Below are 25,750 nucleotides of genomic sequence, written 5' to 3'. Positions count from 1 at the left end.
AGCACACACTATGCGCGACGTCTTACCGGATATTGAAAAATGGCGCGCTCAAGGCGAGCAGGTCGCCATCGCGACCGTCATCAGTATGATCGGCTCCGCCCCACGTCTGCCAGGCGCCAAGCTTGCTGTCAGTGAGAAAGGCGAGATCGCAGGCTCCGTCAGTGGTGGTTGCGTCGAGCCTGCCGTCATTCACGCCGCCCACCAGGTCATCAAAAGTGGGCAGCCACAATTGCTTGAGTTTGGCATCAGTGAAGCCGATAATCTAGAAAAGATAGGCCTCTCTTGTGGAGGCACAATTCGCGTCTTCGTCGAACGCCTCGACTGGTAAGACCACATCGTTATTACGTGAGGACTTGAGGGATACAAGCACCATGAGTGAGATCTATACCACATTAAAGAGTGCGCTTGACAATCAGAGAGGGGCGGCCCTGGCCACGCTCGTTCAGGGTCCTGAGCATATCGGCACCAAGCTCTTATTCCTTCCTGGCCAGGCCCCCCAGGGCACGCTTGGTTCCGTGGAGCTTGATCAACAGGTTCTCCCCATTGCGGAGCGCGCCACCTGGTCTGGCACCGGCTCAAGTCATACTATCACACTGCCCACAGGAACCTACGAGGTCTTTATTGAAGGCTTCGCCCCCCCGCCAACCCTCATCATTGTTGGAGCCGGACATATCGCCATTCCCCTTACCACCTTCGCTAAAACGCTCAACTACCGCGTTATCATTGTGGATGCACGCGCGGCCTTCGCTACATCAGAGCGCTTCCCCCATGCCGACGAGATCATTGTAGAGTGGCCAGATGAGGCGCTACAGAAACTCGATCTCAATCCCTCAACCGCCGTCGCCGTCCTGACCCACGATCCCAAATTCGATGAGCCAACATTGAAGGTCCTGCTCGCCCACGAAGTCGGCTACATTGGCGCGATAGGCAGCCGCAAAACAGGCGAGGAACGCGCTGAACGCCTCAAGAATGAAGGCATTACCGAGGAGCAGTTACAACGCATCCATGGCCCTATTGGCCTGAATATTGGAGCTAAAACACCTGAAGAGATCGCCCTGGCCATCATGGCGGAAATCGTCGCGACACGCAACGGGAAGGACAGCAAAAGCATCCTTAATTGGCAACAAAAATAGTAGTAGTTTGCAACTTCTTACGCGCCAATGCGTTTATCTTTGTAGAGGATGTTCTTTCTTTACAAAAATCTAGATACTTCTGATCCAAAAACCCTGAGCGCGAAGCGCTAGGCACGCAAGTGACGTTGGGTTTCGGAATAAGATCTTATTACCTGGAAGATAGTGGCATTAAAATTTGGTATAACCTACTTTCAAAACGCTTTTATCCTTCTCATTCATTTTGATCAGAAAAGAGTTGATTATACATGTCAGATAATAACTACTACGACGATCATACAATGCCCGCACGCCCCTATCCACCTGAAGGATCTCAGAATAGACCACAGCCTGAGACCCCCCAGGGTAAGCTTGTGCTAGGCAATTTCAATAATGCTAATGTGCCCCCCGCCAACAGCCCAACCAACCGCCACAGGGGCGACCATATAACCCCTCACACAATGCGGGGCCACGCTACCCTCAACAGGGCGGACCAGTTCCCCCAACCTATACTCCTGGCCCGGGAACCTATACTCCTGGCGCGCCTCCCTATTCGCAGGCGCAAAACGGAGAAAAACTGCCCGGTTCCGCGCGCCGGCCAGCGAGGCGCAAACGCTCTGGTTGTGCGCCTGGCTGTCTGATAGTGGGACTGCTCCTCGTTATCCTGCTCTGCACCGGGGCCTACACAGGTCAGCGTGTCCTGGCCTTTGGCTCGGCCATTTCAACGAATAAAGATTCGCTCTCCACCCAGACAGGCTATATGAATACCAGCGACCGCGTCAACCTGCTCATTATGGGCTATGGTGGTGGCGCTCACGACGGGACAAACCTGACCGACTCCATGGTGGTCATTAGCATGACCCCCAGCAATCAGCATACCTCGCTGGTCTCGGTGCCACGCGACCTCTGGGTGCAGGTGCCCTCTGGCTCCGGTCACTATGCCAAACTTAACACTGTTTATCAGGCAAACTCGAACAATGGTGCTGATCGAGCCGCAGGCGGAAATGCGGCCGCAGAAAAGCTCGGTTCCATCACTGGACTTGATGTCAAGAATTGGATGTTAATCGACTTCAATGGCTTTCGCGAGCTGATCAACGCTCTTGGCGGCATTGATGTATATGTGCCTGACACATTTACCGCGAACTATCCCAAAAACGATGACGCCAACGTCGATGCCAGCTGGATTACCGTCCACTTTAATAAAGGTATGCAACACATGGATGGCGAGACCGCGATCCGCTACGCCCGCGCCCGCTATGTGACCGATAATCCCGCCGAGGGCACCGACTTCGCTCGCTCCATTCGCCAGCAGCTTATCATCAAGACGGCCCTGGCAAAGATGAAACAGATCTCCAGTTGGCCCAACCTCTTTAACGCGATGGACGCCCTGCAAAAGGCCATCTATACTAACATGTCGCTCGCCGACCTGGGTCTCTTTACCATGAAGATGGATCTCAACAGCCCACAGACCGCGCGTATCGGTCTCAGCTTCGATAACGTCCTGACCTCCAGCACCTCGGACGATGGACAGGATATCCTGATCCCCAAGGGTAACAACTGGGATCTAGTCAAACAATACGTCGACTCCAAGCTCTATAAATAAGCAGCCAACCAGGAGCAGCCCTGGCGCATACCAATGCGCCAGGGCTGCTCCTGGTTGGCCGTCACAACGCCTTGACCAACGGATACCTCAGGTAAGCTCATAGGTTGATAGTACGCTCCTTTGCGAATTCAAGCTGCATGCGGTCTTCCAATCTTACAGGCTCAGCTCACCCTTGCGCTGTTTGAGCTGTGCAATGATGATGGCTGGATCAAGGCGATGAATAAAGTTTGGATCGACGAAGGCCAGGCTTACCTTTCCCGATTGATCAATCAGGAAGGTTCCTGGTATCGGCAGTTCCCACGATGCGTCGCCGTTGTAGGCGGGCAGATCGGCACCAATCTGCTGATACGCCACGCGCACAGCCTCATCAATGCGAAAAACGAGACCATACTCTCGCGCAACCTGGTTGCCAACATCGCTTAAAACCTCAAAGGTCAGAGCGTTCTTCTCCGCCAGCGAAAGGCTCTGATCTGGCGTCTGTGGAGAAATCGCGACCAGAGAGGCGCCCAGCGCCTGCAATTGCGGCAAGGCCTGCTGATAAGCACGCAATTCCAGATTGCAGTATGGACACCAGGCGCCTCGATAGAAGGTCACGACAACTGGCCCTTGCTTGAGCAGATCTGAGAGTGACACGGGACGACCAAGAGCATCGGGTAGCGTAAAATCCGGTGCCAGTTCACCCTCTTTGAGAGCCTTCTCAGCCCCACTAGATGCGATAATTTGTTGGATAGGGCGTAGTAATTGTTCACGCATGGATGCGGTTATCTGGTCCCGCGTCTGAGCTATAAACGCATCGATCTGTTGCTGTAGCGGAGTATTCATTGGGTCATACGTTGCCATTATTATCTCTCTTTCTTTATATCTAGTTTGGTGCAGGCTGAGCGGTGATGAAGCATCGCTCGGCTGCCCTGATCGTGGTAAAATCACATAACCTGCAACACAGGTGTCTCTGAGTTCTGGCGCCCTGACCCTGACTGCGTGAGGCGACGATAGCGCCGCTCTACTCCTCGTGCCAGATACATCGCGCCGATGCCAATCAGCAGGTGAGCACCCTGGATCAACCAGTGTAGATTGCCCACGAGAATCCGTGGCTGAGTCACTCCAAAGGCCACTACCAGGATCGCATAGATCATGCTGAATATACCCAGCAGCCGAAGTTCGCGCTTCCAGACAGCCACAAACGCAAGGATGATAAAGGCCAGAGTGCCTGTAATGCCGAGTGTCTCGTGAATGTAAGTCATACCTATCTGTAGCAGTATCCTCAGAAGCATATAAAGATCGAATATCTGAGCGATCCAGAGTAAAAGTCCCAGCAGCATAGCAAGCATAAAGGCGCTTCGTGCAATCAATGAGACGATGCGTACCGTTTTCATAAAGATCTCCTTTTCAACTCTTGTCAAACGAGAAGCATTCTAGCCATGACTTCGCTACTTCCTCTTCCCAGGTCCATCCAGGCAATAGTGAGCAACAGAAAATAGCCAGGTGAAATGTAGAAGACGCTTGTCATCTCTCACTCTTCTTGATAGAATTAAAATAGATGATAAACGTAAAAGAAACAAGTACGCAATTTTATCTGACGTAGTATATAAAACCATACTATTGGGAGGAATAAGCAATGAAGCAGATGCCGAAAGCTACAGCATGCCCGGTCGAGGTGACGCTCTCAATCGTCGGTGGAAAATGGAAGCCGATGATTGTCTGGCATTTGCTTAGCGGAACCAAGCGCTTTGGCGAATTACGGCGGCTCATTCCTGGAGCTACCCAGCAAATGCTCACCATGCAATTACGAGAGCTAGAGCAGGCAAGAGTGCTCCACCGCGAGGTCTATGCCCAGGTACCTCCCAAGGTCGAATATTCACTAACAGAACTTGGGCGGAGCTTAGAGTCAATCCTGCTCCAGATGGCGGAATGGGGCGAATGGTACTGCGACCAAAATGGGCAGGAGCATTGGCATATACCTTCTAAAATAGAAGAGCTCGCTCCTGCTAAAAAATAGTGCTTAACCATCCTTAAAGCGTTATGCAGAAAAGTTAGTTCTTGGCGCTTGACCCACGCCGCAAAATACCCTGAAGAACACAGGGTATTTTGCGGCATCGAGATGCACACCGCTCTAGTTATTATTCACCGAGAGATGTTGCACCTGCTGTATCATCGCAAGGCGCTGCTCAGCCAGGCTAGCGGCTGCCTGGTGTGTTGGGATCTGTTGCTCTTGGGCATAGGAGAGAACGTTCCGCATGGTCTGATAGATGCGTTCCACCTGCTTCAACGCTCGTTGCGGATGAAAGCCACCATGGGAGAGGCTTTCTGCTCCTACTATAATCCCGCCCGCGTTCACAATAAAATCTGGCGCATATACAATACCCCGCTCGGCTAACATCTCTCCATGATGTTCCTCCGCAAGTTGATTGTTAGCCCCCCCACAGATGATCTTGCAGCGCAACGCAGGAAGCGTCTGATCATTGAGTACCGCACCTAATGCACAGGGGCTATAGACATCACCAGCAAGCCGATGGATATCTTCCGGTGACACAACCTGTATCTGCGGATAAAGCGTTGTCACAGCCTCAACATGTTGCTGATTGACATCCGCCACCGTGACGTTAGCTCCTGCTTCCACTAAGGCATGCACCAACGCGCGTCCAACGCCCCCCACACCCTGCACAGCAATCGTACGTCCTTCAGGCTGGGGATTACCATACACCTCTTCCAGACAAGCACATATCCCCTGGAACACTCCATGGGCGGTAACAGAGGAGGTATCACCAGGACCGCCCCATGCCTCCGAAACCGTCACAACATGCCGCGTCTCTGCACGGATGATATCCATATCTTCAACAGTCGTTCCAACGTCCACGCCTGTCAAGTACAATCCACCTAGCCGCTCGATAAAACGGCCCAGAACGCGGAACATGCCTTCATTTTTTCCTCGTTTGGGATCACTAATAATCACCCCTTTCCCACCACCATACGGTATCCCTGCCGCGGCATTCTTATAGGTCATCCCTCGCGCCAGGCGCAGAGCATCGGTGAGCGCCTCTTCTTCAGTTTCATAAGGCCACAAGCGCATACCTCCCATCGCAGGGCCCAGCGTCGTATCGTGAATCACAATAATCGCTTTTAAGCCAAATGTCCGATCCTGGCAAAAGTAAATTTGTTCATAATCGTGTGCTTCCATGCGCTCGAAAATGGATGATTTCATCTCGCTTCCTTTCTCTACAATTCGCCTCATCTCTGCTTATCCTTGCCGGAACATGTTCTTAAGTATGCTCGTGACTCCTCTAACTCGTCAACGCGAGCGTCCGGTCATACCGGACATTGCTCTTGTCCCAGGTGTACTCAAACGTCTATACTAAATGCAAGCCAGACAGAGAAAACAGACCTGTGCAGCCCAGGCAGGCCACAGGCCAGGTGGATCGTGGACACGGAAGGAGTCGCTATGAAACCACATCTGATTGAGAAAGTTGGCAGCCTCCTCAATCTCTTTTCCTTCGCGCAACCAGAGTGGGGGGTACGTGAAGCTGCCGAGGCATTACAGTTGCCCAAGTCCACTATGGGTGACCTTCTACTCAGCCTCACAGAACAAGGGATTCTTAATCGCACACCAACCGGGCGCTATCAACTTGGCTGGCGGCTGTTTGAGCTAAGTCAGGTGCTTGTCGAGCATACGGCTTTCTGCATTGAAGCCAGGCGTGCCATGCGCGAACTCGTTGAACGTTGGGGGGAGACTACACATCTAGCAGTCCTCGATGGGACCCAGGTTCTCTTTGTCGAAAAGTTGCAGGCCACACCAGCCGTTGAAATCCTCCTCTCGCGCGTTGGCGCGCGTCTCTCGGCCCACGAGGTAGGGGTAGGTAAAATCTTGCTGGCTTTTCAAGCACCCTATCGCCTTCCCGCTTTATTGGATACATTGCCGCTGACTGCTCGTACGGCTCAGACCATCACCTCCCGTGAGCAGCTACTTCACGAGCTAGATCAGGTGCGCACGCAGGGCTATGCCTATGATCATGAAGAAACCGCGCCAGGACTATGTTGCGTGGCAGCCCCGATTCATGACCTGGATGGTCGCGTTCCTGCCGCTATTAGTTTCTGTATTCCAGCCTATCGCTTTTATCCGCAACAATATCACTACACAAAAATCATTGTCCAGGCAGCGCAAAACATTTCTGCGCACCTTGGCTACCTGGACAACCAGGTCAATGAAGAAACCAGGCATTAATTACTGGTGAGTATACACAAAGAAAGAGAGTTAAGATGACGGACGTCGCCCACCATTACGACCAATTACTCGCTGAACACTATACCTGGATGTTTGGCCCCTTTGAAGAGAAGGTCTCTGAACAACAGGAGCTTTTCAAGCGTTGGGATATTCTTGGAGAGGGTACGAAGACCGCGCTCGACCTGGGGTGTGGATCTGGTTTCCAATCCATCGCCCTGGCCAACCTTGGCTTTCATGTGACGGCTATCGATCTGAGCCAGCGCCTCCTGACAGAGCTAGCCGAACGCAAAGAGAAGCATGCAATTGTCGCTCTGCAAGGAGATATCCGTAACGTTTTGCAGTTGGTTGAAGCTCCATATGATGTCGTTGTGTGCATGGGAGATACGCTTCCACATTTAGAGAGCAAAGATGATGTCATTCACTTGCTTCAAGCTATCCATCAACTGCTCGTACCAGGCGGCAAATGTATTCTCAGTTTTCGAGACCTTTCAGTTGAGCAACACGCACTGGATCGCTTTATCCCGGTTCGCAGCGATGCCAACACCATTTTGACCTGTTTCCTTGAATATGAACCCGAGAGTGTGGTAGTACACGATCTGATCTACACACGCCAGGGTGAACAGTGGGCGCTCCAGAAGAGCAGTTATCGCAAGCTTCGCTTAGCACTTTCCTGGCTTATAACACAACTCCAGCTTACAGGCTTTACAATCGATGCTCAGGAGTCACATCGCGGCATGTGGTTTCTGGCTGTTAGCAAATAAGAAAGATAAAGGATAGCATGTTAGATTATCTGCGCTTTATTTATGATCCCAACGAGCCAGGTACGGCCTCAGTATTTGATGAGTGCTCGCTATGGGCGGCTCGCTTCGGTTTAATGCTCCTGAATAATCTGGAGCTGCATCCCAACTTGAACGTCCTGGACCTGGCATGTGGAACAGGCTTCCCACTTTTTGAACTGGCCCACATGTATGGCGCCTCCTGTCAGGTAACGGGAGTTGATAGCTGGAAAGGGGCCGTAGAGCGAGCCAGATTAAAGTTAAAGGTTTATCAATTACCCAATGTTCAGATTCTGGAGGCCGATGCCGAACATCTTCCGTTTCAGGCTGAATCCTTTGATATGATTGTTTCAAATCTCGGGATCAACAATTTTAGTGATCCGAACGCGGTTTTAGCCGAATGCTTCCGCATCACCAAACCCGAAGGGCATCTTGTTCTTACAACCAATCCCGCTGGGCATATGCACGAATTTTATGAAGTGTTTCGCGCCACATTAAAAGAGCTAAACAAGCCTGCCTACCTGGAGCGACTAGAAAGCAATGAAGCCCATAGAGGAGCAAAAGAAGCTCTGCTTGATCTCTTACAAAACAATGGGTTTCGTCCTCTTACCTTCAAAGAAGATCAATTCCAGCTCCGGTATCAGAATGGGAGCGCACTCTTCAATCATCCACTTACAAAATTTGGGTTCTTAGATGGCTGGAGACGGGTTGTCGATCCAGAGGATGAAGAGCAGATTTTTGCCATACTAGAACACAAACTAAACCAGGTGGCGAGTGCATCTGGGGGGTTAAGCATGACTGTTCCTATGCTCTATCTCGAAAGCGAGAAACTCGCTTGAGGAGGGTCCATTTCTGCTTGTAGCTGTACAAGACGTACCCATCGGTATATACTGTGCTAGCAGAAAAACTTCTTTTACATGGGAGGGACTGGCATGTCTCAGCGTGATACGCGTCTTATTGGCGGCATCTATCGGACAGGGCAAATTCTCAGTAGCGATGGCATACTGACAACCTGCACGGCCTATAATCGCAATACAAATGATGTTGTTGGCCTCTATGTGCTGCATTGTCCGCCAAACGTCCCTCCACATGTGATCCAACAGGTGCTCCAGCCCCTGGCACAACGCCGGACGCACGCCTCACCGCATCTACTTCATATCTCCGATTGGGGCGTCGATAATAATCGCATCTTTATCGCTACCGATCCACCACGTGGCGTGACCCTGCGGCACGCTATGGACAATGAGAACATCGATCTTCAGCGCTCGCTTGATCTTATTCACCAGCTTGCGCTGGGTGTCAAGGTCCTGCACGAGGCGCATATCGCGGCCCTGGATCTACGCCCCCAGTTTGTTACTGTCGAGACCTTCATGGACAACAATAGTCTCACAGATCGTGTTCGCCTCGATGACATTGGTCTGCGTGAACTTCTCAGAGCGCTGGGAGCCTCCAATAGCACAGCCAGCGATAGTCTTGCCGCAATCGATCCACGCTATGCCTCTCCTGAGCACCTCAACAGCCAGCCTATTGGCCCCTGGAGCGATATCTATCTGTTAGGCATTCTGCTCTTTGAACTGGTCACAGGGCGCGCCCCCTTCGTGGGCCATACACCTGCCGAGACAGGTGTCATGCAGGGTACGAGCGCGGTACCACGCATGAAACAGTATATGTATAATGTGCCAGATGAATTGCAGGCCGTCGTCGACTGCGCCCTGTCCAAGGAACCTGGTCGCCGCTTTGCCAATGTCAATGCCTTCCTCAAGGCACTGCAAGGCGTTGCCCTCCGCCAGCCACCAGGCCCATTGAGTTCGAGGAGACGCTACGCGATGCCGACCAGGGCCGCCCCAGCAGCCCTCTCACCAGCGAAATGGCGTTCTCAACACCACACACGCCTCAGCAGACTCAGCGCCAAAGCTCCGACCTCGCGCAGTCGTTGCCGCTACCGGCCATCCGCGCCCTGGCCGAGGAGCAGAGCATCTATGCCTACCTGCGCTACGAGAAGGCTGGCAAGCTGCAAGAACGCCTCCCCATCACCGGAAAAAATGTCATTATTGGACGTGTTGATCCTAAACGCGGCTATACTCCGGATATAGATCTCAGTTCTCTCGATCCCACCAAGACCGTCTCGCGCCAGCACGCGCGCATTCGCTTCGAGGAGACCTTCTTCTATATCGAGGACATTAAGAGCCACAATAAGACACGCCTGGGCGAACTTGTGCTCACGCCACTCAAGGCAGAACTCCTGCAACATGGCGACTGGATCGCCTTCGGGAGCGTGCGTCTTCGCTTCGAAATTCCTGGTATGCGCGCGCTTACCCCCTCAAAAGAGTCAAAATAAACTTGAGCTTAAGCAATCCGGGGAAGATATAATGAGACGGAGCACTATCTTCTGACTGGAAAGGATTGATTTCATGGGCTTTGAGCAGTATCACGAGCCAGCACAAGAACTCTCCGCGGAAACGCGTACTTTTGCGCGCCTCATTGCCTCCCTTCAGGAAGAATGTGAGGCCATCAACTGGTACCAACAGCGTATCTCTGTCGAGCAAGACCCCGAGGCGCGCAAGATCATGCAACACGCCCAGGAAGAGGAATTCTTGCACTTCAGCATGGATCTGGAGTTTCTCCTCCGCCGCACCCCCAAATGGCGCGTCGCCGCCCAGCGCATCCTCTTTAAGGAGGGTGACATCATCGAGAACGCAGAAAAGGGCGAGAATGCGGTTGAAGAACTAGACAAAGAAGAAAAGTAAAAAGAACTGGGCTGGCAGCATGCCAGCCCAGTTCTTTTTAACACAACGCTATCAAATCTAGATGCCTGCAATAGCAAGAATATCTGCGAGCAATCCCTGGCCCGTCTCAATACTTCCCGCGCCGGGACCAATCACCGTCACGGAAGAGAGCGTCTCCGACTCCAGGGTAAGGGCATTCATCGCGCCCACAACGTGTGCCAGGGGGTCACTGAGAGGCAATGCAACCGGTTCCACGCGCGCCTCGACCTCGCCACCGCTCATACGCCGCACAGAGGCGATAAGCTTAATACGCTTCCCCACCTCACTCGCATGCTGGACCTGCTCGCGGGTGACCCCTGTAATCCCCGTTCGCGCCACCTGCTCGGCTCCTAAAGGCTGCTGGAAGAGCAGTGTGGAGAGAATCATAGCCTTGGCAACGGCATCATAGCCCTCGACATCGGCGGTGGGATCGGCCTCGGCATAGCCGCGTGCCTGGGCATCCGCCAGCACCTCGGCATAGTCACGCCCCTCGGCCATCGCGCTCAAAATATAATTGGTCGTACCATTGACGATGCCACGCGTCGTGATGATCTGTGCGCCCGCCATCCCCTCCAGGGCCGTGCTCAAGACCGGCGTACCCGCCATAACTGTTGATTCCATACGCAGCTGGACTCCATTCTGGCGCGCCAGTTGCAGTAGCTCAAGTCCAGCCAGCGCAACTGGCCCCTTATTGGCCGTCACCACGTGCTGCCCACGCGAGAGGGCCGCGCGAATATGGCTCAACCCTGGCTCCCCGTCTCGCAGATTCGTGCCCGTCGCCTCTACCAGGATATCGCTCTTCAACGCCTCGATTCCTGCCAGAGTACTGGAAAAATATCGAGTATGCGCAAGCTCGGTCAGTGGACGCCGCTGCTCCGCCAATGCCAGCAGGCCAGCGATATCCAGGCCATCTTCAGCATAGATACAACCAGAACGCGCACTGGCGACACTCACCAGGCGCATATCGAGTCCCCGTTGTTCCTGGAGCCACTCACGCCTCGTCAACAACAACCGGGCCAATCCCTTCCCCACCACGCCAAAGCCCACTAGAGATACATCCACTCTTCTCATAGCTAATTCCTTCACATAATTTATTTCTGGGTAATAGTAAGATACAGTAGCCGCGTACGCAAGTAGCGGGCTACTGTATCTTACTATTACCCTAGCAGGCGCCAGACTAGATCCAGGAAAGCTTCAAGCGATCAAGCACACGCCGCACTGGGCCAAGCTCTTCAATACCTATCCTGCGTCCCACGCGCACGTAGACGAAGAGCGCTACGAAGCCAAACACGGCCAGCTTCACCATCGCGACAATTGTTCCCAGGAGACCCAGCGAGGGTGTCGCTGTCGTATCCAGCCAGGCCAGGAAATGGAAATGCCCCAGCCATTTGAACACCAAGTTACTTATCACAAAATTGAGGACGAGCAGCGCGGCACCCATGACGACCGAGGCCCCCAACACCTTTCCTGTAAAGGCGCCAAAATCGCGCAGGTTAAAGCCACCTAGACGCTGGTGCAAGAGCCAGAACAGGATAATAGCCTCAAGCAAGCCCGCGAATGACGTCGAGAAGGCCAGCACACCCAATCCCCAGGCAGTGGCACCGGATGACCCACCATTCGCGGCTACCGCGATGTTGATGAGCAGCAGCGCCAGGGCGATCTTGAAGATAAACTGGCCAATACTCACAATGACTGGCGTCTTACTGTCACGTAAGGCGTAGAACGAGCGCGTCAGGATCTCTACAGCCGCCAGGCCCGCCAGGCCAAAGGCAAAGAAGGCCAGCGGGATTGTCATGGTCTGTGCCGCCTCCAGGTTAAAGCGACCATGTTGCAGGAGTACCTGAATGATGGGGAAACCAATCACGATCAGGCCCACGCTCGAGGGAATCGACATATAGAGAATACCCCGCAGCGTCTCCATAATCGTGTTACGCACACGGTCCAGGCGTCCCTTCACAAAATTCTCAGCCAGCGTCGGGAAGGCCGCGGTCGCCACCGACATACCAAAGACACCCAATGGCAACAGCATCAACTGCATCGATTGATAGTACAGCGAGATCAGGCCATCTGTGCCACCCCTGGCATTGGCCGCGACAATACCTACCGCGAGCAGACCAATCAAGCTACGGTCTACAAAGGTGGTAAAGCTCAGCATCGAGGCGTTGACGATACGTGGCACCATCTGGCGCGCGATCTGAATAATGCTCGGATTTCGCCAATCAAGCGCTTTAGGAGAGTACTGCATACCCACCTTAAAGATGGCTGGCACCTGAATACCTACCTGCAAGACCGCGCCAATGACAACGCCCCAGGTCGCACAATAAATGGCGAAGGTATCATTGCGCTTCCCCAGGAAGGCCAGGAGTAAACCAGGCAACAGACCGGCGATCAGTCCCACGTTATACAATACTGTACCAATCGCGGGGATACGGAAGTTCTGGCGTGCATTCAAGACCGAGGTCGTAATCACACCCGCCCCAAGCGCAATCGATTGCAGGAGCATGATGCGCGTCAACGAGGTAATCAGGGCGAGATGCGCGGCATCCCCCTGGTTGTACAGTGGCACCAGGCCCGGAGCAAAAAGGATAGCAAGACCAGCCAGAATCACCATGCCCAGAATAGCCAGATTCAGAGCCGAGCTAGCAATATGCCATGCCGTCTTCTCATCATTCTCCGCGACCATATGCTTGGTAAACACGGGGATAAAGGCCGAGCTCAGAGCGCCACCCGCGACAACATTAAAGATTAAGTCCGGGATAAGAAAGGCCTGTAGGTAAGCGTCTGAGACGTTGCTCGCACCAAACACAAACGCGAACATAGAAGTACGCAGGAGACCCAGTACACGACTGCCCACAAAAGCGACGGTCAGGATCATCGTCGCGCGCCCAATGGCTGCCTTCTGGATCATTCCCGTATCTTGTGCCGAAGTGCCCGCTGTCTTCAGCTTCTGTGAGATTCCCAATAGCCCACTCTTCCGCCCGGTCTCCTCACGTCCAGGAAGCGAAAGCGGAGAATGGGGAGGCGCGATAGGGCCAGCCTGAACGGACGAATAGTTATTCCCCGAAGGAAGCGGCGCATCAGGGAACGAAGGCCTACTGCCCGGTATCGGTGGAGGTGTAGGCCTGGGTGGGTTTCTACGCCAGGGAATAATGGTTGTGACATCAGCCTTCATACGCCTCTGCTGACGCCGCATGCGCTCTTCACGCAACTGCTGCAAACGCTCCTGGCGCAACTGAGCAATAGGCTGCGAGGGCTGTGGGGCATCAAAATACTGATACTCCATACCCTGACCATAGCTCAAAGTGGAGCCCATATCCACGTACTGCTCCTGGTATGGCCCGGGAGGTGGATAGGCACCTGGTGGCTGCTGTAAGCTATGCGGGATATATGCCTGTGGCGACGATTGGGGCTCGGGATAAGTTGGTATCCCTCCCTGGGACGGTGGCAGACCACCCTGCGATGGCGGGGCGAACTGGCGCGGAGGCAAAGGTGCCGCCGGTGGCCTGGGTCCCGCAATCTCAGTGTTGTCCTGGTCGTACTGCCACCCATAAAACCCATTCCCCTGCTGCTCAGACGATCCCTGCACTGGTTGTGATGGTTGCTGTCCTTGATTTTCCACAGTCATTAAACTCTACTATTAATGGCTCTGTTTCCGAGCTTGGCACTGTATCTCTACAGAGTCTCTACTATGTATTATTGTACAGTATTGTTGGTTCAGCATACCACACTCACCACTTTCTGACTACTCTGATGAGACAAGATACTTATACGCCTGGTCCATTATAACCATGCCAGGCGCAAACGGATGAGCATACGCTGGATGGGTTGCAAGCGTCCCCCCATCGTTATAGGATTCCTGTGGCTCCTCTTCCTGGTATCCCTGATCCTTCTCCATACATTAATGCATCCTATATTTTTTACGTTCTTTATATCTCTGTAATTATATCCACCGCTCTCCCATCTTAAATGTACAAACGCATTCTCCCATAGATAAGTATCACTCCTCCACGCTTATCTCATATCGCCATTCCAGCATAATGATGCCAAAAAGCAAAATACACACAGATGATACAGAATTATCAAGTATTACACACTTAACAGAATAAGAGATTAAACTTTTTACTAAATAAAAACCGATTAGCTATGAACTACATACAAAACAAGTTTAAAGCAAATTTAGCGAAATGGCCAAAAATACTCAAACTCGTGAAACAAAAATGAAACCTCCCCACTCCAAAGAATCAGTAGCATTTTAGATACTTCCTATTAGGAAACCTGAGCGCGAAGCGCTAGCCACGGCAGTGGCGCCGCGCCCCCGAATGGGGGTTGGTTTCCGTATAAGAAGCTCGTGGAAGAAATTATAAATCGCTCTCCTGATCGGATGAGTTTTACCTGGAGGTTTTTTTGAAGACAAGTCTTGCGTACAAAAGCATAGTTCTCCTGGCGGTTGTTGGACCTCTCGTCGCTACCGTATACGCGATTGCCACGCTCTGGCAAAAGGCCATTAACGCGACAGACCTCACTCTTCTCCTCGTTATGTACTCCCTTGTTGCCCTTGGTGTCACCGTCGGCTTCCATCGTATGCTTACACACCGCAGCTTCGCCGCTCATCCGGTTGTCAAATTCTTTTTACTGGTACTTGGCTCCATGGCCCTGGAAGGTCCCGCGCTGGAGTGGGCAGCAACCCATATTAAACATCACTCTTATTCAGATAAAGAGGGCGATCCCCATAGCCCTGTAGAAGGCTTCTTCCACGCTCATATCGGCTGGCTCTTTAAGGACCGCATGGCCGATCCCAATCAGTACGCCAAACACCTGCAAAAAGATCCGATTGTGGTTTTTGTTAGCAAGACTTTCCTGCTCTGGGTTGTGTTAAGCCTGATTATCCCCTTCGCCATTGGTGGCTGGTCTGGCCTGCTCTGGGCTGGCCTGGTCCGCATCTTCCTGACCCACCACGTCACCTGGAGCGTCAACTCAGTCTGCCACATCTTTGGCCGCCGCGACTATGAGACCAACGACCAGAGCCGCAATGAGTGGGTCGTGGGCCTGCTCAGCTTCGGTGAGGGCTGGCACAATAACCATCATGCCTTCCCTCGCTCGGCCTTCCACGGCCTGCGCTGGTGGCAGATTGACGGCTCCGGCTACCTGATCTGGTCCCTGGAGAAGCTTGGCCTGGCAAAAGACGTCTATCGCATCAGCCCCGAGCAGATGCAGAAACGCCAGGATCGCGCTGCTGCTGCCAATGCCACCATTGCCGTGCCTACCCAGGCCGTAACAGTCAAGCGCACGCCCGTTGGCGCACAGCGCTAAAACAGGGTACCAACTCATCCTTTCCTACCAGGCAATCAGCCCCTTTAAGCTGAGGCCTGGTAGTTTTTTTCCGACAATTTTCCTCCACACGCCTACTACAGAGAAAAAAGCCTAGCTATTTGACAGAAACCTATCAACATCGCTACAATCAATTCGTATTTAGTTATGAGTTTGACCGCTTTATATTAAAGCCACCTATAGAGAAAATGAAGCATGCGAGGAGGCGACCCCTTTCCATGAAACACTTTTATGCCATTATCCTGGCTGGCGGCAGTGGCACACGTCTCTGGCCACTCAGCACACCAAGTTTCCCTAAGCAGTTTTTGCCACTACCAACTGGCAATAGCATGATTCAGGAGACGCTCCTGCGTGTTGCCCCTCTAGCCCCTGCGGACCAGACCTGGGTCGTCACAGGGAAGCATATGGCCCCACTCGTAGAGGAACATCTACCCACAGTCCCCTCGAACCAGATCTTGAAGGAGCCCATGGGACGCGGATCTGCCGCCGCCATCGCCTGGGCAGCCGCCGCTATCGCGCATAAAGATCCCGAAGCCATCCTTGGCATCTTCAGTGCCGACCATGTTATCGCCAATGTACCAACCTTCCGTCAGACCCTGCAACTGGCCTGTGAACTGGCGGAACAGGATCGCCTCGTGACCATTGGCATCAAGCCAACAAGCCCGGAGACTGGCTTTGGCTATATCCGCTTCGCGGATGCCGTCTGCGAAGGCCATGGACACCAGGCCTGCCGCGCCGAGAAATTTGTGGAGAAACCCAATCGCGAGACGGCTGAGAGCTATCTGCGCGATGGCCATTATGTCTGGAACGCAGGCATCTTCATCTGGAAAGCCTCGGCCTTCCTAGCAGAGATGCAGGAACACCTCCCCGACAGCGCCCAGAAAATCGATACCATCGTCAATGCCCCCACCGATCACCAGTCCCAGCTCCTCGAGGAGCTCTGGCCCACGCTCGAAAACATTACCGTCGATTACGCGGTCCTCGAGAAAACCACTAACCTGGTAGTGATACCCGCCGACCTGGGCTGGGGCGATGTGGGCAACTGGGAGCAGTATGGCGACCTCTTCCCCGCCGACGCCCAGGGAGTCCACGCCGTTGGCAACCACACCGGCTTTGGCAGCCAGAACGTAGTCATTTTCAATAACACTGAGCGTCGCATCTACACCATAGGCCTGGAAGATGTAATTGTCGTAGAAATGGACGACCTGACCGTCATCTGTCACAAGAGCCATGTCCAACGCGTAAAAGAACTTGCGGAACACCACCGCAACCAGACAGGCCCCCTGCAATCCTAAAGGGATAAACTTACTAAGCAATAACCTTACTTCATTTTCTGTTCGCGCGCGCTCCCGGCATTGGCACATTTTTGTCTCCCAATACCAGGAGCGCATTTTCATCTCTCTCACCACCGGGGTAAAATAATTCACGGCCAGGAATGCGGCGAATGCCGCATTCCTGGCCGTGAATTATTTTACCCCGTGAGCGCCGCGGGCGCGAAAGTGACAAAAAAAGCATCTTTAAAAACGCAATCACAATATGCTAAAATCTAAGAAGGCAAACTAACATTTGTACATCTGGCAAGCCATAAGCCACCCAATCCAGGCTTAGATACCAGAAATGGAGTCCTCACTATGCTCTCCACATCCTATATTCCTCCAACCTGTCCCGTTTACTATGGCGACACAGATCCAGACGATAACATTAAGCGAGCCATCTTTTTCTCATCGTCTTACTGTGTGTAAGTGGAGGTACGCATGCACAAATTTTATGTACAATTACACTCCACTATGTTAGACTTGAGGTGAACGTCCCACAAACTATCCAGGCTCCACACTGGCATAGCGGACGCTCCCCTTATAGCAGGACAAGAAGGAGGACAGAGTGGTGTTGCTGAATATCTGGATGCTACCATCAGCGAGATTGTTGTCCTGGAGCAGCGCTTCCCCACAAACGTGCCACTAGCGCTTCACATGCTCACCTATCGTCTCTTCATCCACTGAGGCTGGACAGGCAAAGCACCTGAGAGACACCCAAACGACTCCACTCAACACAAACAACGCTAGCTTGAGCAGAGAGTCGATCCCCGCGACAACAGTCTCGCACTCAACCAGGAGCGGGAAGATGTGGATAGAGTTTTTACGTAGCTAAGGAAGGAATTTGAGATATGACTACTCGTCCTATTAGACATAGCATACCACCCGAGATTTTAGCCCTCTCACACGAACGCGACCAACTGCGGCGACGTGGTCAATATGCCCGTGCAGACGAACTGAAACAGCAGCTTGAGGAAGCTGGCTACGCCGTAAAAGATAACCCTCGTGGAGCGCACCTGGTCATCCTGCCCAGTGTCGACATCGATGACAAGACCTACCGGCTTACACGCCTGGTTCCCTCGCGCCTCGACGAGAAGGCGACCCGCGACTTCTCGATCATCATTCTGGCCACCAACACGCAAGACCAGACGCGCCGCTGCATCGAGAGCGTTCTACGCCATGCTGGCGATGCAGACCTCGAGATCCTGCTGGTCGACAATGCCTCCCAGGACGGCCTCGACCTCTGGGCAGATGCCAGCCGCTATAACGAGCCACGCCTGCGCCTCGTGCGTCCATCGCGCCGCCTGGGGACGGCAGAGGCATACAATCTCGCCCTCAAACAGAGCCTGGGGCGCGATATCGTCCTGCTCTCCAGCCACATTGAGCTGACTGGCGATATCTTTACCCCGCTCGCGAGTACCCTCTCGGACCCCGACGTCGGTATCACCGGCGCCCAGGGCTGGGTGACCGCGGACCTGCGCCACTTTGAAGAGAGCGAGGAACAAGAGGTCGAGGTCATTGACCTACAATGCCTGGCCTTCAGGCGCAGCCGACTCAAGGAGACCGGCCTCTTTGATGAGCATTATCGCTATCCACACTACATGGATATCGACTTCAACTTCGCCATGCGCGACCTGGGCCTGGAGACATGCGTCACGTCTGACCTGCCCCTCAAGCGCCACGAGGAGATCGAAGAGACCTACTACTCAGATGACGAGCGCTCCCGCCTGAGCAAACGTAATTTCTACCGCTTCCTCAACAAATGGGGCGAGCGCGACGACCTGCTCCTCTACGATGAAGAGGACGAGGACGAAGAAGACGACGACGAGGAAGGTGAAGAGTAGCCTTTCAGTAAAGATAGGGAACGAGAGATGCAGAAAGTTCCCTACCGACGCTGCGAAAGCACGCATCTACATATAACATTATATGTAGATGCGTGCTTTCGCAGCGTCGGTCCACTTCAGGCAACATTTCCTGCTTCCTCTCCCCCTCCAGCTAACCATAAACACCCAATTTATGGTACGATACAAGCACGCATAACCACAGCATTTCGACCGCATTTGCCCACGTACCATTATGTAGTAGTGAAAGGTAGTATAGCAGTGCAAACGTTCAAGAACCGCAACGAGATTCCGTCCGATTTTAAGTGGAATCTTGAGAGCATTTACGCCACAAATGAGGAGTGGGAGCAAGATTTTAAGCGCATTCAGGGCAGCGTCTCAGAGTTGGCGGCCCTGCAAGGCACTTTAGGCCAGAGTGGCGAGGCTCTCCTTCATGTGCTCAGAAAACGCGATGAGGTGGGTGAGGTCCTAGAGCGCCTCTACGTCTATACCTCGATGCGCCGCGACGAAGATACCACTAATAGCCTCTACCAGGGGATGGCCGACCGCGCCATGCAACTCTATGTACAGGTCGTGACCGCTATCTCCTACATCGAGCCTGAACTCCTGGCCCTGCCCCAGGATACCCTGGAACGCTATATTAAAGAGGTCTCCGGCCTGGCCCTCTACCGTCATCAGTTGGATGATCTCAACCGCAAGCGCCCGCATATCCGCTCCGCCGAGGTCGAGGCCGTGCTCGCCGCCAGCGAAGAGATGGCCACCTCGCCCGATACCATCTTCTCCATGCTCGAAAACGCCGATATGAAGCTGCCCAAGATCCGCAATGAGCAGGGCGAAGAGGTTGAGCTGACCCAGGGCAACTACCTGGTCTTCGTGCGTAGCAAAGATCGCCGCGTGCGCAAGGAGGCCTTTGAAGGCCTGCACAACTCATTCCTAAAACAGCGTAATACCATTGCCGCAACCCTCTCGGGCCAGGTCAAGTCCGACTCCTTCTACACACGCCAGCGCAACTTTGAGAGCACCCGCCAGCGCGCACTCTCAGCCCACAATATTCCTGAAAGCGTCTACGACAACCTGATCCAGACGGTCCATGACCATATCCCCCTGATCAACCGCTATTTACAGTTGCGCAAGCGCGTCCTCAAACTCGATGAGATGCACATGTATGACCTGTACGTCCCCATCGTGGAGGAGCAGGAGGATAAGCTAACCTATCAGGAGGCCAGTGACATCATCGTCGAGGCTCTCTCCCCCCTTGGCGAACGCTATATCAGCGCCCTTAAGAAGGGCCTCTCCGAGCGCTGGATTGACGTCTACGAGACCCCCGGCAAACGCAGCGGCGCCTATAGCGGCGGCTCCTATAGCACCAACCCCTTTATCCTGCTCAATTTCCAGGAGAACCGCGACAGTATGTTCACCCTGGCGCACGAGCTAGGACACTCGCTGCACTCCTACTTCACGCGTACCAATCAGCCCTATCAGTATGGCGACTATACCATCTTCGTCGCCGAGGTCGCCTCGACCCTCAACGAGGGCCTGCTGACGAACTACTTGCTCAAGCATACCAGCGATAAAGGCAAGCGCTTAGCCATCCTCAACCATGCTCTGGAGGACCTGCGTGGTACCCTCTATCGCCAGACTATGTTCGCCGAGTTCGAGAAGGAGATCCATAAACGCGCCGGCGAGGGCGAACCACTTACCGCCGATACTCTCAGCGCGCTCTACAAGCAGCTCAATGAGAAGTACTATGGCGGCGAGACCTTTGTCGATGACCTGATCAGCATCGAATGGGGACGCATCCCTCACTTCTATTCCAGCTTCTACGTCTACCAGTATGCGACGGGCATCTCGGCCTCGTCTGCCCTGGTCCAGAAGATCCTGCATGAGGGTCAGCCAGCGGTAGACCGCTACCTGAACTTCCTCAGCTCCGGTTCCTCTCAGTACAGCATTGACCTGCTCAAAAACGCGGGCGTCGATATGACCCGGCCCGAGCCAGTTCACCAGGCCTTCCAGCTCTTCGAATCCTACCTCTCACAAATGGAAGACCTCCTGGGCTAATATTCTACTAAAAAAGAGGGCGTAATGGTGGGGGCACCATTACGCCCTCTTTTTTAGTAGAATATTACTATATACACACTCACCTTTGCTATTCAAATCGCTCATTTTAGAGCGTTGTTAGTATCAACTATAGAGAGTTATGTAGAAACTACTGTTGATGGTGGTACACATACAACATCACCAGTATACTACTACGTATTTCTCGAATACGAGTGTTAGAGTACACACACGAGTGTGTTAAGAAAGGAAACTTTCATCATGGCTAAACACGAGAACTTCAATAGCAAAGAAGAGCAGCGCAAACAGGAGAAAAAGCAGCAGCAACAGCAGCAGCAACAGCAGAACGGTAACCGTTCCGAGGGCCAGCAGGAGCTGAAGAATCGCCAGGGCAGCGCGCTCGAGATGGAGAAGCAGCAGCAGGAAAAGGGCGAGTTCGGCCGCAACCGCGACCGCTAACATAATCTATTTCGGGTAGCACCGATTAAATTTCCTCATAAAGGAGAGAGTCATGCCTGGCATGGCCTCTCTCCTTACCCTATGCGAAGCACCGCAGGCACTATGATATGTAGACGCGTGCTTCAGCAGCGTCGTGCCACAGGCAACTAAGGGTTATCCCAGGAACGTCCATCGCGCTCAAGCAACCCATTCGCCTCAACAGGCCCCCAGGTTCCAGCTTTATAAGTATGCACCGTCGAGGGGGCAACTGTTTCCAGACCTTAGTAATGCTATCGATAATACGCCAGGACGCCTCGATCTCGTCGCGACGAATGAAGAGCGTCGAGTCACCCAGAATACAGTCCGCGATCAGCCGCTCGTAGGCTTCAGGTGACTCAATACCGAAAGCCTGGTTATAAGAGAAGCTCATATCAACCGAACTTAGCTGGTTGGCCGCGCCAGGCACCTTGGCCCCAATCTTAAGCGCGATGCCTTCATCCGGCTGAATACGAATCGTCAAACGATTAGGTACCAATCCCTTCGTCTCAGATGGCTTATATAGTTGATGCGGCACACGTTTGAACTGGATGGTCACCTCAGTACTACGCTTGGGCAGACGCTTGCCCGTACGAATATAGAATGGCACATCCTCCCAGCGCCAGTTCTCAATAAAGAACTTGAGCGCCACAAAGGTCTCCGTCGTCGAGTCAGGCTTCACGCCCTGTTCTTCTTTGTAGCCCACCACGTGCTTGCCATCAACCTCGCCTGCCACGTACTGCGCGCGTACTACGTCCTGTTTGGCCTCGTCAGGCGTCAAGGGATTGATCGCGCGCAACAACTTGACCTTTTCATCGCGAATTGCCTCCGCATCAAAGGCCACTGGCGGCTCCATACCCGTCAGACACAGCACCTGCATAATATGGTTCTGCACGATATCCCTGATCGCGCCCTCACTCTCATAGAACTCGGCGCGTGTGCCAATTCCCAGTGACTCGGCGACTGTGATCTGCACGTGGTCGATATAGCGCTGGTTCCAGAGTGGCTCAAAAATGCCGTTGGAGAAGCGGAACGCCAGGATGTTCTGCACCGTCTCCTTACCCATATAGTGATCGATGCGATAGATTTGGTTTTCACGGAAGACGCGTCCCAGGTCCCGGTTCAGCTTCTGCGCCGTTGCCAGGTCATGCCCAAAGGGTTTCTCAATAATAATCCTGGCCCAGGATTTGCCATGGTTATTGCTATGGTTCCCATGCTCCTCATGCCCATTCTCCGCTCCCTGTCCCGGATGTGACAGGCCCGCCGCGCCCAGTTGCGCGATAATCTGGCTATCCGTTTCGGGAGGCGTCGCCAGGTAGAAGAGACGATTGCCTGCCGTCCCCTGCTCGCGATCCAACTTCTCCAAAAGCTGCTTGAGCTTCTGATATCCCTGCGAATCTTCAAACGTCGACTGGCAGTAGAAGAGGTGCGAGGCAAACTGCTTCTGCCCTTCCTCATCCAGACGATCATCCTCAGGCATATAGGTATTGATGGACTTCAGCGCCATCGCTCGCCACTGTTCATCATCCAGGGGGCGGCGCGCAAAGGCCACAATACAGAAGCTCTGAGGGAGGGGATGATCATGCATCAAATGTGCCAGCGTTGGGAGCAATTTGCGCTGCGCCAGGTCGCCAGTTGCCCCAAATATCACGATTGCGCAGGGCTGGGGCATATGCCCATCCTGCCAGATCTTATGCGGCTTCAATTTCTGCGAGGCTTCAGCCTGCTGAGTCATAACATATCTCCTTTATAACAAAAACCTTCTCTCTCTTACACGATAAAGGTTCCTCTAAAGGATAAAACGCTCGCTCCCCCCGCCAGTCGCGCCTGAATACCACGCAAAAACCCGGTCGCTTGATGAAGTTGGAGGGAACGCATAGGAAGTCGCGTCGAACTGCGACCTACCTATAAAAAGATCTTCAGACTCATCCAGGCAACCGGGCTTATCTTGAGAGGGCTACATCGTAATCAAATGCACCAACCTCTCGCCAGAACAACTATTCGATTGTGACTGTCATTCAGTTCAGGCTTTCGCTCTCCGTTTATGTGGTGCTCCATGATAGATGATTTTTATCATCGAGACGGGGGTCGCAAACACAATCGCACAGACGACACAGATGACAATGGGCGCAATCAACGCCAGCGAGAGCAGAGGGCTGGTATCGGCATGCAGAAGATGCAAACCACCGAACTGGAGCGCGACCAGCAGCAAGAGCATACCAATCGACGATACAATGGCACGCATACGCCAGCGCGCCTGGAAACGCGCCTCTACCATCTGCTCACGTAGCTCGGCCTGCTCGCGCGCCGAGTTCTGCAACGTCAGCAACTTCTGCCGCTCGGCGTCTACTTGCTGGCGTTCGTGCTCAAGACACTCGTTCATACGTTGGATCTCACGCTTTAAGAAGAGAATTTCTACCAGTTTTTTGTCTTCCCGCTCTTTCGCGTGGCGCTGGAGCGTCTCAAGCACGCCTTCCAGCAAGGGCGGAGTCGTCTCTGGAGCAACTTCCAGCTCTTGCGTCACTTGCGCAATCTTCTCCTGCGCGAGTTGTGAGGCCGAGGTATCAAGCGCTTGCTGTAACTCCTGAAAACGCGTCGCAAGGGATTGGTGTTCGCGTTGCAGGCCAGTATGCGCCTCCAATACCTCCTGCAACTGCTGCCCATACGCGTCCATCTCCTGCTGGTGCGCGCTATGAATGACGGCGACATCGTGTTCATAGCGCGCATGAAGCAGAGTATACTCCTGGCGCGCCTGGTACAATTCCTCACGCACCGTCTCCAGCATCATACGCAGATGTCGATTTTCTTCGCGCGCCTTTGTAAGTTGGCGGGGAGCACTACGTGCCGGGGGCGTCACTACATGAAGATTGGGTAGGGCATCGGTCGTTGGTTGATGACGTAACTGCTGTCGCTTCAAGCGCAGCGCACTCCGGCGATCGGGAACACGTACAATGCTCTCCAATTCGCCCGTGGTGGGTGTTATCTCATCAGGTATCAGCATGTCTCTCCTCTAGAAGCACACTTACCGGGTAGTGCATCAGCTATTAGACAACTTATGCGCGTTTCACCATAAAACATACTTTTATCCCTAAAAAGATTATGCACATAAAAACGCCTTTTTTGCAAGTGTTCAAGTGTTCCTGTCCAGGTACTCAGGCCTGATATTTTCGCTTGGTTAGCAACTATTTAGTTCTCGCCCTCATCATTACGGTGCTGCTCGGGAAAATCTGGTCCCAGCTGGCGCTCTAGAAAATTTTTTAGGACGCTATTGTACTGACGCGGATTATATCCATAAGCATCACAGTGCGATCCCCCTCGACAAAGTAGGTCTCCAGGGGAACCTCGTAAATCTTGGCCTGGCTGGCGATCTGCCGCGCGTGCGCAATGGGAATAAGCTGATCGCCTTCAGCATGAATCAAGAGGATAGGCACGGGGCGCCGACGATCCGAAGTCTGAGCATAGGTTTTCCAGCCCTGCCAGCGTTTAAAGCTAGCATCCGGACGCGCCACAAAAGTGAAGCCGAAGCGCAGGCGGAAGACAAGCACGCTCATACCCACGGTCGCCCAGGCCAGCGGAGGCAGGAGGGAGCGCAACTGGCCCACCAGGCGCGGCCAGCGCTTCCAGCGATTACTGGCCTCCAGCAGGCGGTACTGCACCAGCCTGCGCATAACCTCGTCGGAGCGCGCATAGGGACTATCGGCGATGATGGCACAAACATCGGGATGTGGAGGAGTCAGCAGAGCCACGGAGGCTCCCATCGAGAAGCCATGGATGATGATACGCCCTGGCAACGTCTCTGGCTGGCTACATGCCACAATCAAAGCGGCTTCGAGATCACGCACCTCAACATTTCCCCCACTCGTGGAAGCCCCTTCACTGCCTCCATGCCCGCGAAAATCAAAAGCCATCACATTATAGCCACGCGCATACTCTAAGGTAGCTACGGAGCGCAGGTGCGCCCGCGATATACGATATCCATGACAGAGGACGACTGTGGGAGCTGGACACGGCTGTGCCCAGAAGTCACCGCTAAGCAGTTTGCCATCGACGGTTTTGAAGAGTAGAGATCGTTGCAACGAGGGATCAGGATCAGAGGCAGGTTGAGGCATGGTCCAGGTGAAACCAGACTCATCCAGAATCAGGTGCGGTCGAGAGAACTCCTCTACGATATGATTCGCAATAAACGCCAGACCACTAGTAACTGTCAGGCCCAGGATGCCGGTACCGGTCGCGACACCCAATGCCCAGCGACGCTGCTCAGACATGGCTG

At 53.5% G+C, this 25,750-nt stretch carries 25 protein-coding genes; 16 read left to right on the top strand and 9 right to left on the bottom strand.

Annotated features, from left to right (window positions below):
- Positions 1-10: 10 nt before the first annotated feature.
- From JMJ04_RS17910 to JMJ04_RS17895, 4 genes are all read left to right on the top strand, one after another.
- On the top strand, positions 11-328 hold the full coding sequence (locus tag JMJ04_RS17910; protein WP_201371808.1) for an XdhC family protein: 318 nt from the start codon (positions 11-13) through the stop codon (positions 326-328).
- A 43-nt stretch (positions 329-371) separates the two neighbouring features.
- Positions 372-1,133, top strand: a complete 762-nt coding sequence (locus tag JMJ04_RS17905) for an XdhC family protein (RefSeq protein WP_201371807.1) — start codon at positions 372-374, stop codon at positions 1,131-1,133.
- A 245-nt stretch (positions 1,134-1,378) separates the two neighbouring features.
- Positions 1,379-1,750, top strand: coding sequence for a hypothetical protein (locus JMJ04_RS17900; protein WP_201371806.1), 372 nt, complete (start codon positions 1,379-1,381; stop codon positions 1,748-1,750).
- 2 nt (positions 1,751-1,752) lie between these two features.
- The gene (locus JMJ04_RS17895; protein ID WP_201371805.1) at positions 1,753-2,712 is read left to right on the top strand and encodes an LCP family protein; all 960 of its coding nucleotides are present in this window, start codon (positions 1,753-1,755) and stop codon (positions 2,710-2,712) included.
- Between the two features lie 153 nt (positions 2,713-2,865).
- Here JMJ04_RS17895 and JMJ04_RS17890 read toward each other — a convergent pair whose 3' ends face one another.
- Both JMJ04_RS17890 and JMJ04_RS17885 read right to left on the bottom strand, forming a co-directional pair.
- Positions 2,866-3,552: a peroxiredoxin-like family protein gene (locus tag JMJ04_RS17890; RefSeq protein ID WP_201371804.1), complete on the bottom strand. Its 687-nt coding sequence runs from the start codon at positions 3,550-3,552 to the stop codon at positions 2,866-2,868.
- An 83-nt stretch (positions 3,553-3,635) separates the two neighbouring features.
- On the bottom strand, positions 3,636-4,085 hold the full coding sequence (locus JMJ04_RS17885; RefSeq protein ID WP_201371803.1) for a hypothetical protein: 450 nt from the start codon (positions 4,083-4,085) through the stop codon (positions 3,636-3,638).
- A gap of 242 nt (positions 4,086-4,327) precedes the next feature.
- On the opposite strand from JMJ04_RS17885, the gene JMJ04_RS17880 reads away from it, so the two are divergent.
- Positions 4,328-4,708, top strand: coding sequence for a winged helix-turn-helix transcriptional regulator (locus JMJ04_RS17880; protein WP_201371802.1), 381 nt, complete (start codon positions 4,328-4,330; stop codon positions 4,706-4,708).
- A 114-nt stretch (positions 4,709-4,822) separates the two neighbouring features.
- Here JMJ04_RS17880 and JMJ04_RS17875 read toward each other — a convergent pair whose 3' ends face one another.
- Complete coding sequence (locus JMJ04_RS17875) at positions 4,823-5,911, bottom strand: Glu/Leu/Phe/Val dehydrogenase (RefSeq protein WP_201371801.1); 1,089 nt, start codon at positions 5,909-5,911, stop codon at positions 4,823-4,825.
- A gap of 237 nt (positions 5,912-6,148) precedes the next feature.
- Between JMJ04_RS17875 and JMJ04_RS17870 the strand changes: the two genes are divergently transcribed.
- The 6 genes from JMJ04_RS17870 to JMJ04_RS17850 all read left to right on the top strand — a co-directional run bounded on the left by JMJ04_RS17870 (position 6,149) and on the right by JMJ04_RS17850 (position 10,451).
- The gene (locus tag JMJ04_RS17870; RefSeq protein ID WP_201371800.1) at positions 6,149-6,928 is read left to right on the top strand and encodes an IclR family transcriptional regulator; all 780 of its coding nucleotides are present in this window, start codon (positions 6,149-6,151) and stop codon (positions 6,926-6,928) included.
- 35 nt (positions 6,929-6,963) lie between these two features.
- Positions 6,964-7,689, top strand: coding sequence for a class I SAM-dependent methyltransferase (locus JMJ04_RS17865; protein ID WP_201371799.1), 726 nt, complete (start codon positions 6,964-6,966; stop codon positions 7,687-7,689).
- Between the two features lie 17 nt (positions 7,690-7,706).
- On the top strand, positions 7,707-8,543 hold the full coding sequence (locus JMJ04_RS17860; RefSeq protein ID WP_201371798.1) for a class I SAM-dependent methyltransferase: 837 nt from the start codon (positions 7,707-7,709) through the stop codon (positions 8,541-8,543).
- A gap of 93 nt (positions 8,544-8,636) precedes the next feature.
- Positions 8,637-9,797, top strand: coding sequence for a serine/threonine protein kinase (locus JMJ04_RS17855; RefSeq protein WP_201371797.1), 1,161 nt, complete (start codon positions 8,637-8,639; stop codon positions 9,795-9,797).
- Positions 9,680-10,042 (top strand): FHA domain-containing protein, encoded by a 363-nt coding sequence (locus tag JMJ04_RS46585; protein WP_236038172.1) that lies wholly within the window; start codon positions 9,680-9,682, stop codon positions 10,040-10,042. Before JMJ04_RS17855 ends, JMJ04_RS46585 begins: the two co-directional genes overlap by 118 nt.
- Positions 10,043-10,115: 73 nt before the next feature.
- Positions 10,116-10,451, top strand: a complete 336-nt coding sequence (locus JMJ04_RS17850) for a ferritin family protein (protein ID WP_201371796.1) — start codon at positions 10,116-10,118, stop codon at positions 10,449-10,451.
- 57 nt (positions 10,452-10,508) lie between these two features.
- On the opposite strand, the gene JMJ04_RS17845 is transcribed toward JMJ04_RS17850, so the two are convergent.
- The 3 genes from JMJ04_RS17845 to JMJ04_RS17835 all read right to left on the bottom strand — a co-directional run bounded on the left by JMJ04_RS17845 (position 10,509) and on the right by JMJ04_RS17835 (position 14,364).
- Entirely contained in the window at positions 10,509-11,540 is a 1,032-nt protein-coding gene (locus tag JMJ04_RS17845) for a homoserine dehydrogenase (RefSeq protein ID WP_201371795.1), read from the bottom strand.
- Between the two features lie 106 nt (positions 11,541-11,646).
- Positions 11,647-14,088, bottom strand: a complete 2,442-nt coding sequence (gene murJ, locus JMJ04_RS17840) for a murein biosynthesis integral membrane protein MurJ (RefSeq protein WP_201371794.1) — start codon at positions 14,086-14,088, stop codon at positions 11,647-11,649.
- Between the two features lie 123 nt (positions 14,089-14,211).
- Positions 14,212-14,364: a hypothetical protein gene (locus JMJ04_RS17835; RefSeq protein WP_201371793.1), complete on the bottom strand. Its 153-nt coding sequence runs from the start codon at positions 14,362-14,364 to the stop codon at positions 14,212-14,214.
- 509 nt (positions 14,365-14,873) lie between these two features.
- Here JMJ04_RS17835 and JMJ04_RS17830 point away from each other — a divergent pair.
- From JMJ04_RS17830 to JMJ04_RS17810, 5 genes are all read left to right on the top strand, one after another.
- Complete coding sequence (locus JMJ04_RS17830; RefSeq protein ID WP_201371792.1) at positions 14,874-15,779, top strand: acyl-CoA desaturase; 906 nt, start codon at positions 14,874-14,876, stop codon at positions 15,777-15,779.
- A 236-nt stretch (positions 15,780-16,015) separates the two neighbouring features.
- Complete coding sequence (locus tag JMJ04_RS17825) at positions 16,016-17,092, top strand: mannose-1-phosphate guanylyltransferase (RefSeq protein WP_201371791.1); 1,077 nt, start codon at positions 16,016-16,018, stop codon at positions 17,090-17,092.
- Positions 17,093-17,961: 869 nt separating this feature from the next.
- Positions 17,962-18,954 (top strand): glycosyltransferase family 2 protein, encoded by a 993-nt coding sequence (locus tag JMJ04_RS17820; RefSeq protein WP_201371790.1) that lies wholly within the window; start codon positions 17,962-17,964, stop codon positions 18,952-18,954.
- Between the two features lie 258 nt (positions 18,955-19,212).
- Positions 19,213-21,009 (top strand): oligoendopeptidase F, encoded by a 1,797-nt coding sequence (gene pepF / locus JMJ04_RS17815; RefSeq protein ID WP_201371789.1) that lies wholly within the window; start codon positions 19,213-19,215, stop codon positions 21,007-21,009.
- A gap of 258 nt (positions 21,010-21,267) precedes the next feature.
- A complete protein-coding gene (locus tag JMJ04_RS17810) occupies positions 21,268-21,465 on the top strand; it encodes a hypothetical protein (RefSeq protein ID WP_201371788.1) in 198 nt (65 codons plus the stop codon).
- 100 nt (positions 21,466-21,565) lie between these two features.
- On the opposite strand, the gene zwf is transcribed toward JMJ04_RS17810, so the two are convergent.
- The 3 genes from zwf to JMJ04_RS17795 all read right to left on the bottom strand — a co-directional run bounded on the left by zwf (position 21,566) and on the right by JMJ04_RS17795 (position 25,745).
- Positions 21,566-23,215, bottom strand: coding sequence for a glucose-6-phosphate dehydrogenase (gene zwf / locus JMJ04_RS17805; RefSeq protein ID WP_201371787.1), 1,650 nt, complete (start codon positions 23,213-23,215; stop codon positions 21,566-21,568).
- A 288-nt stretch (positions 23,216-23,503) separates the two neighbouring features.
- Positions 23,504-24,481, bottom strand: coding sequence for a hypothetical protein (locus JMJ04_RS17800; protein ID WP_201371786.1), 978 nt, complete (start codon positions 24,479-24,481; stop codon positions 23,504-23,506).
- Between the two features lie 256 nt (positions 24,482-24,737).
- Positions 24,738-25,745, bottom strand: a complete 1,008-nt coding sequence (locus JMJ04_RS17795) for an alpha/beta hydrolase (RefSeq protein WP_201371785.1) — start codon at positions 25,743-25,745, stop codon at positions 24,738-24,740.
- Positions 25,746-25,750: the final 5 nt, after the last annotated feature.

This window comes from Ktedonobacter robiniae, assembly GCF_016587375.1.
GTDB classification, from domain to species: Bacteria; Chloroflexota; Ktedonobacteria; order Ktedonobacterales; family Ktedonobacteraceae; genus Ktedonobacter; species Ktedonobacter robiniae.
The sequence above is the reverse complement of the archived record's forward strand: the minus strand, read 5'-3'. Positions and strand labels throughout refer to the sequence as shown.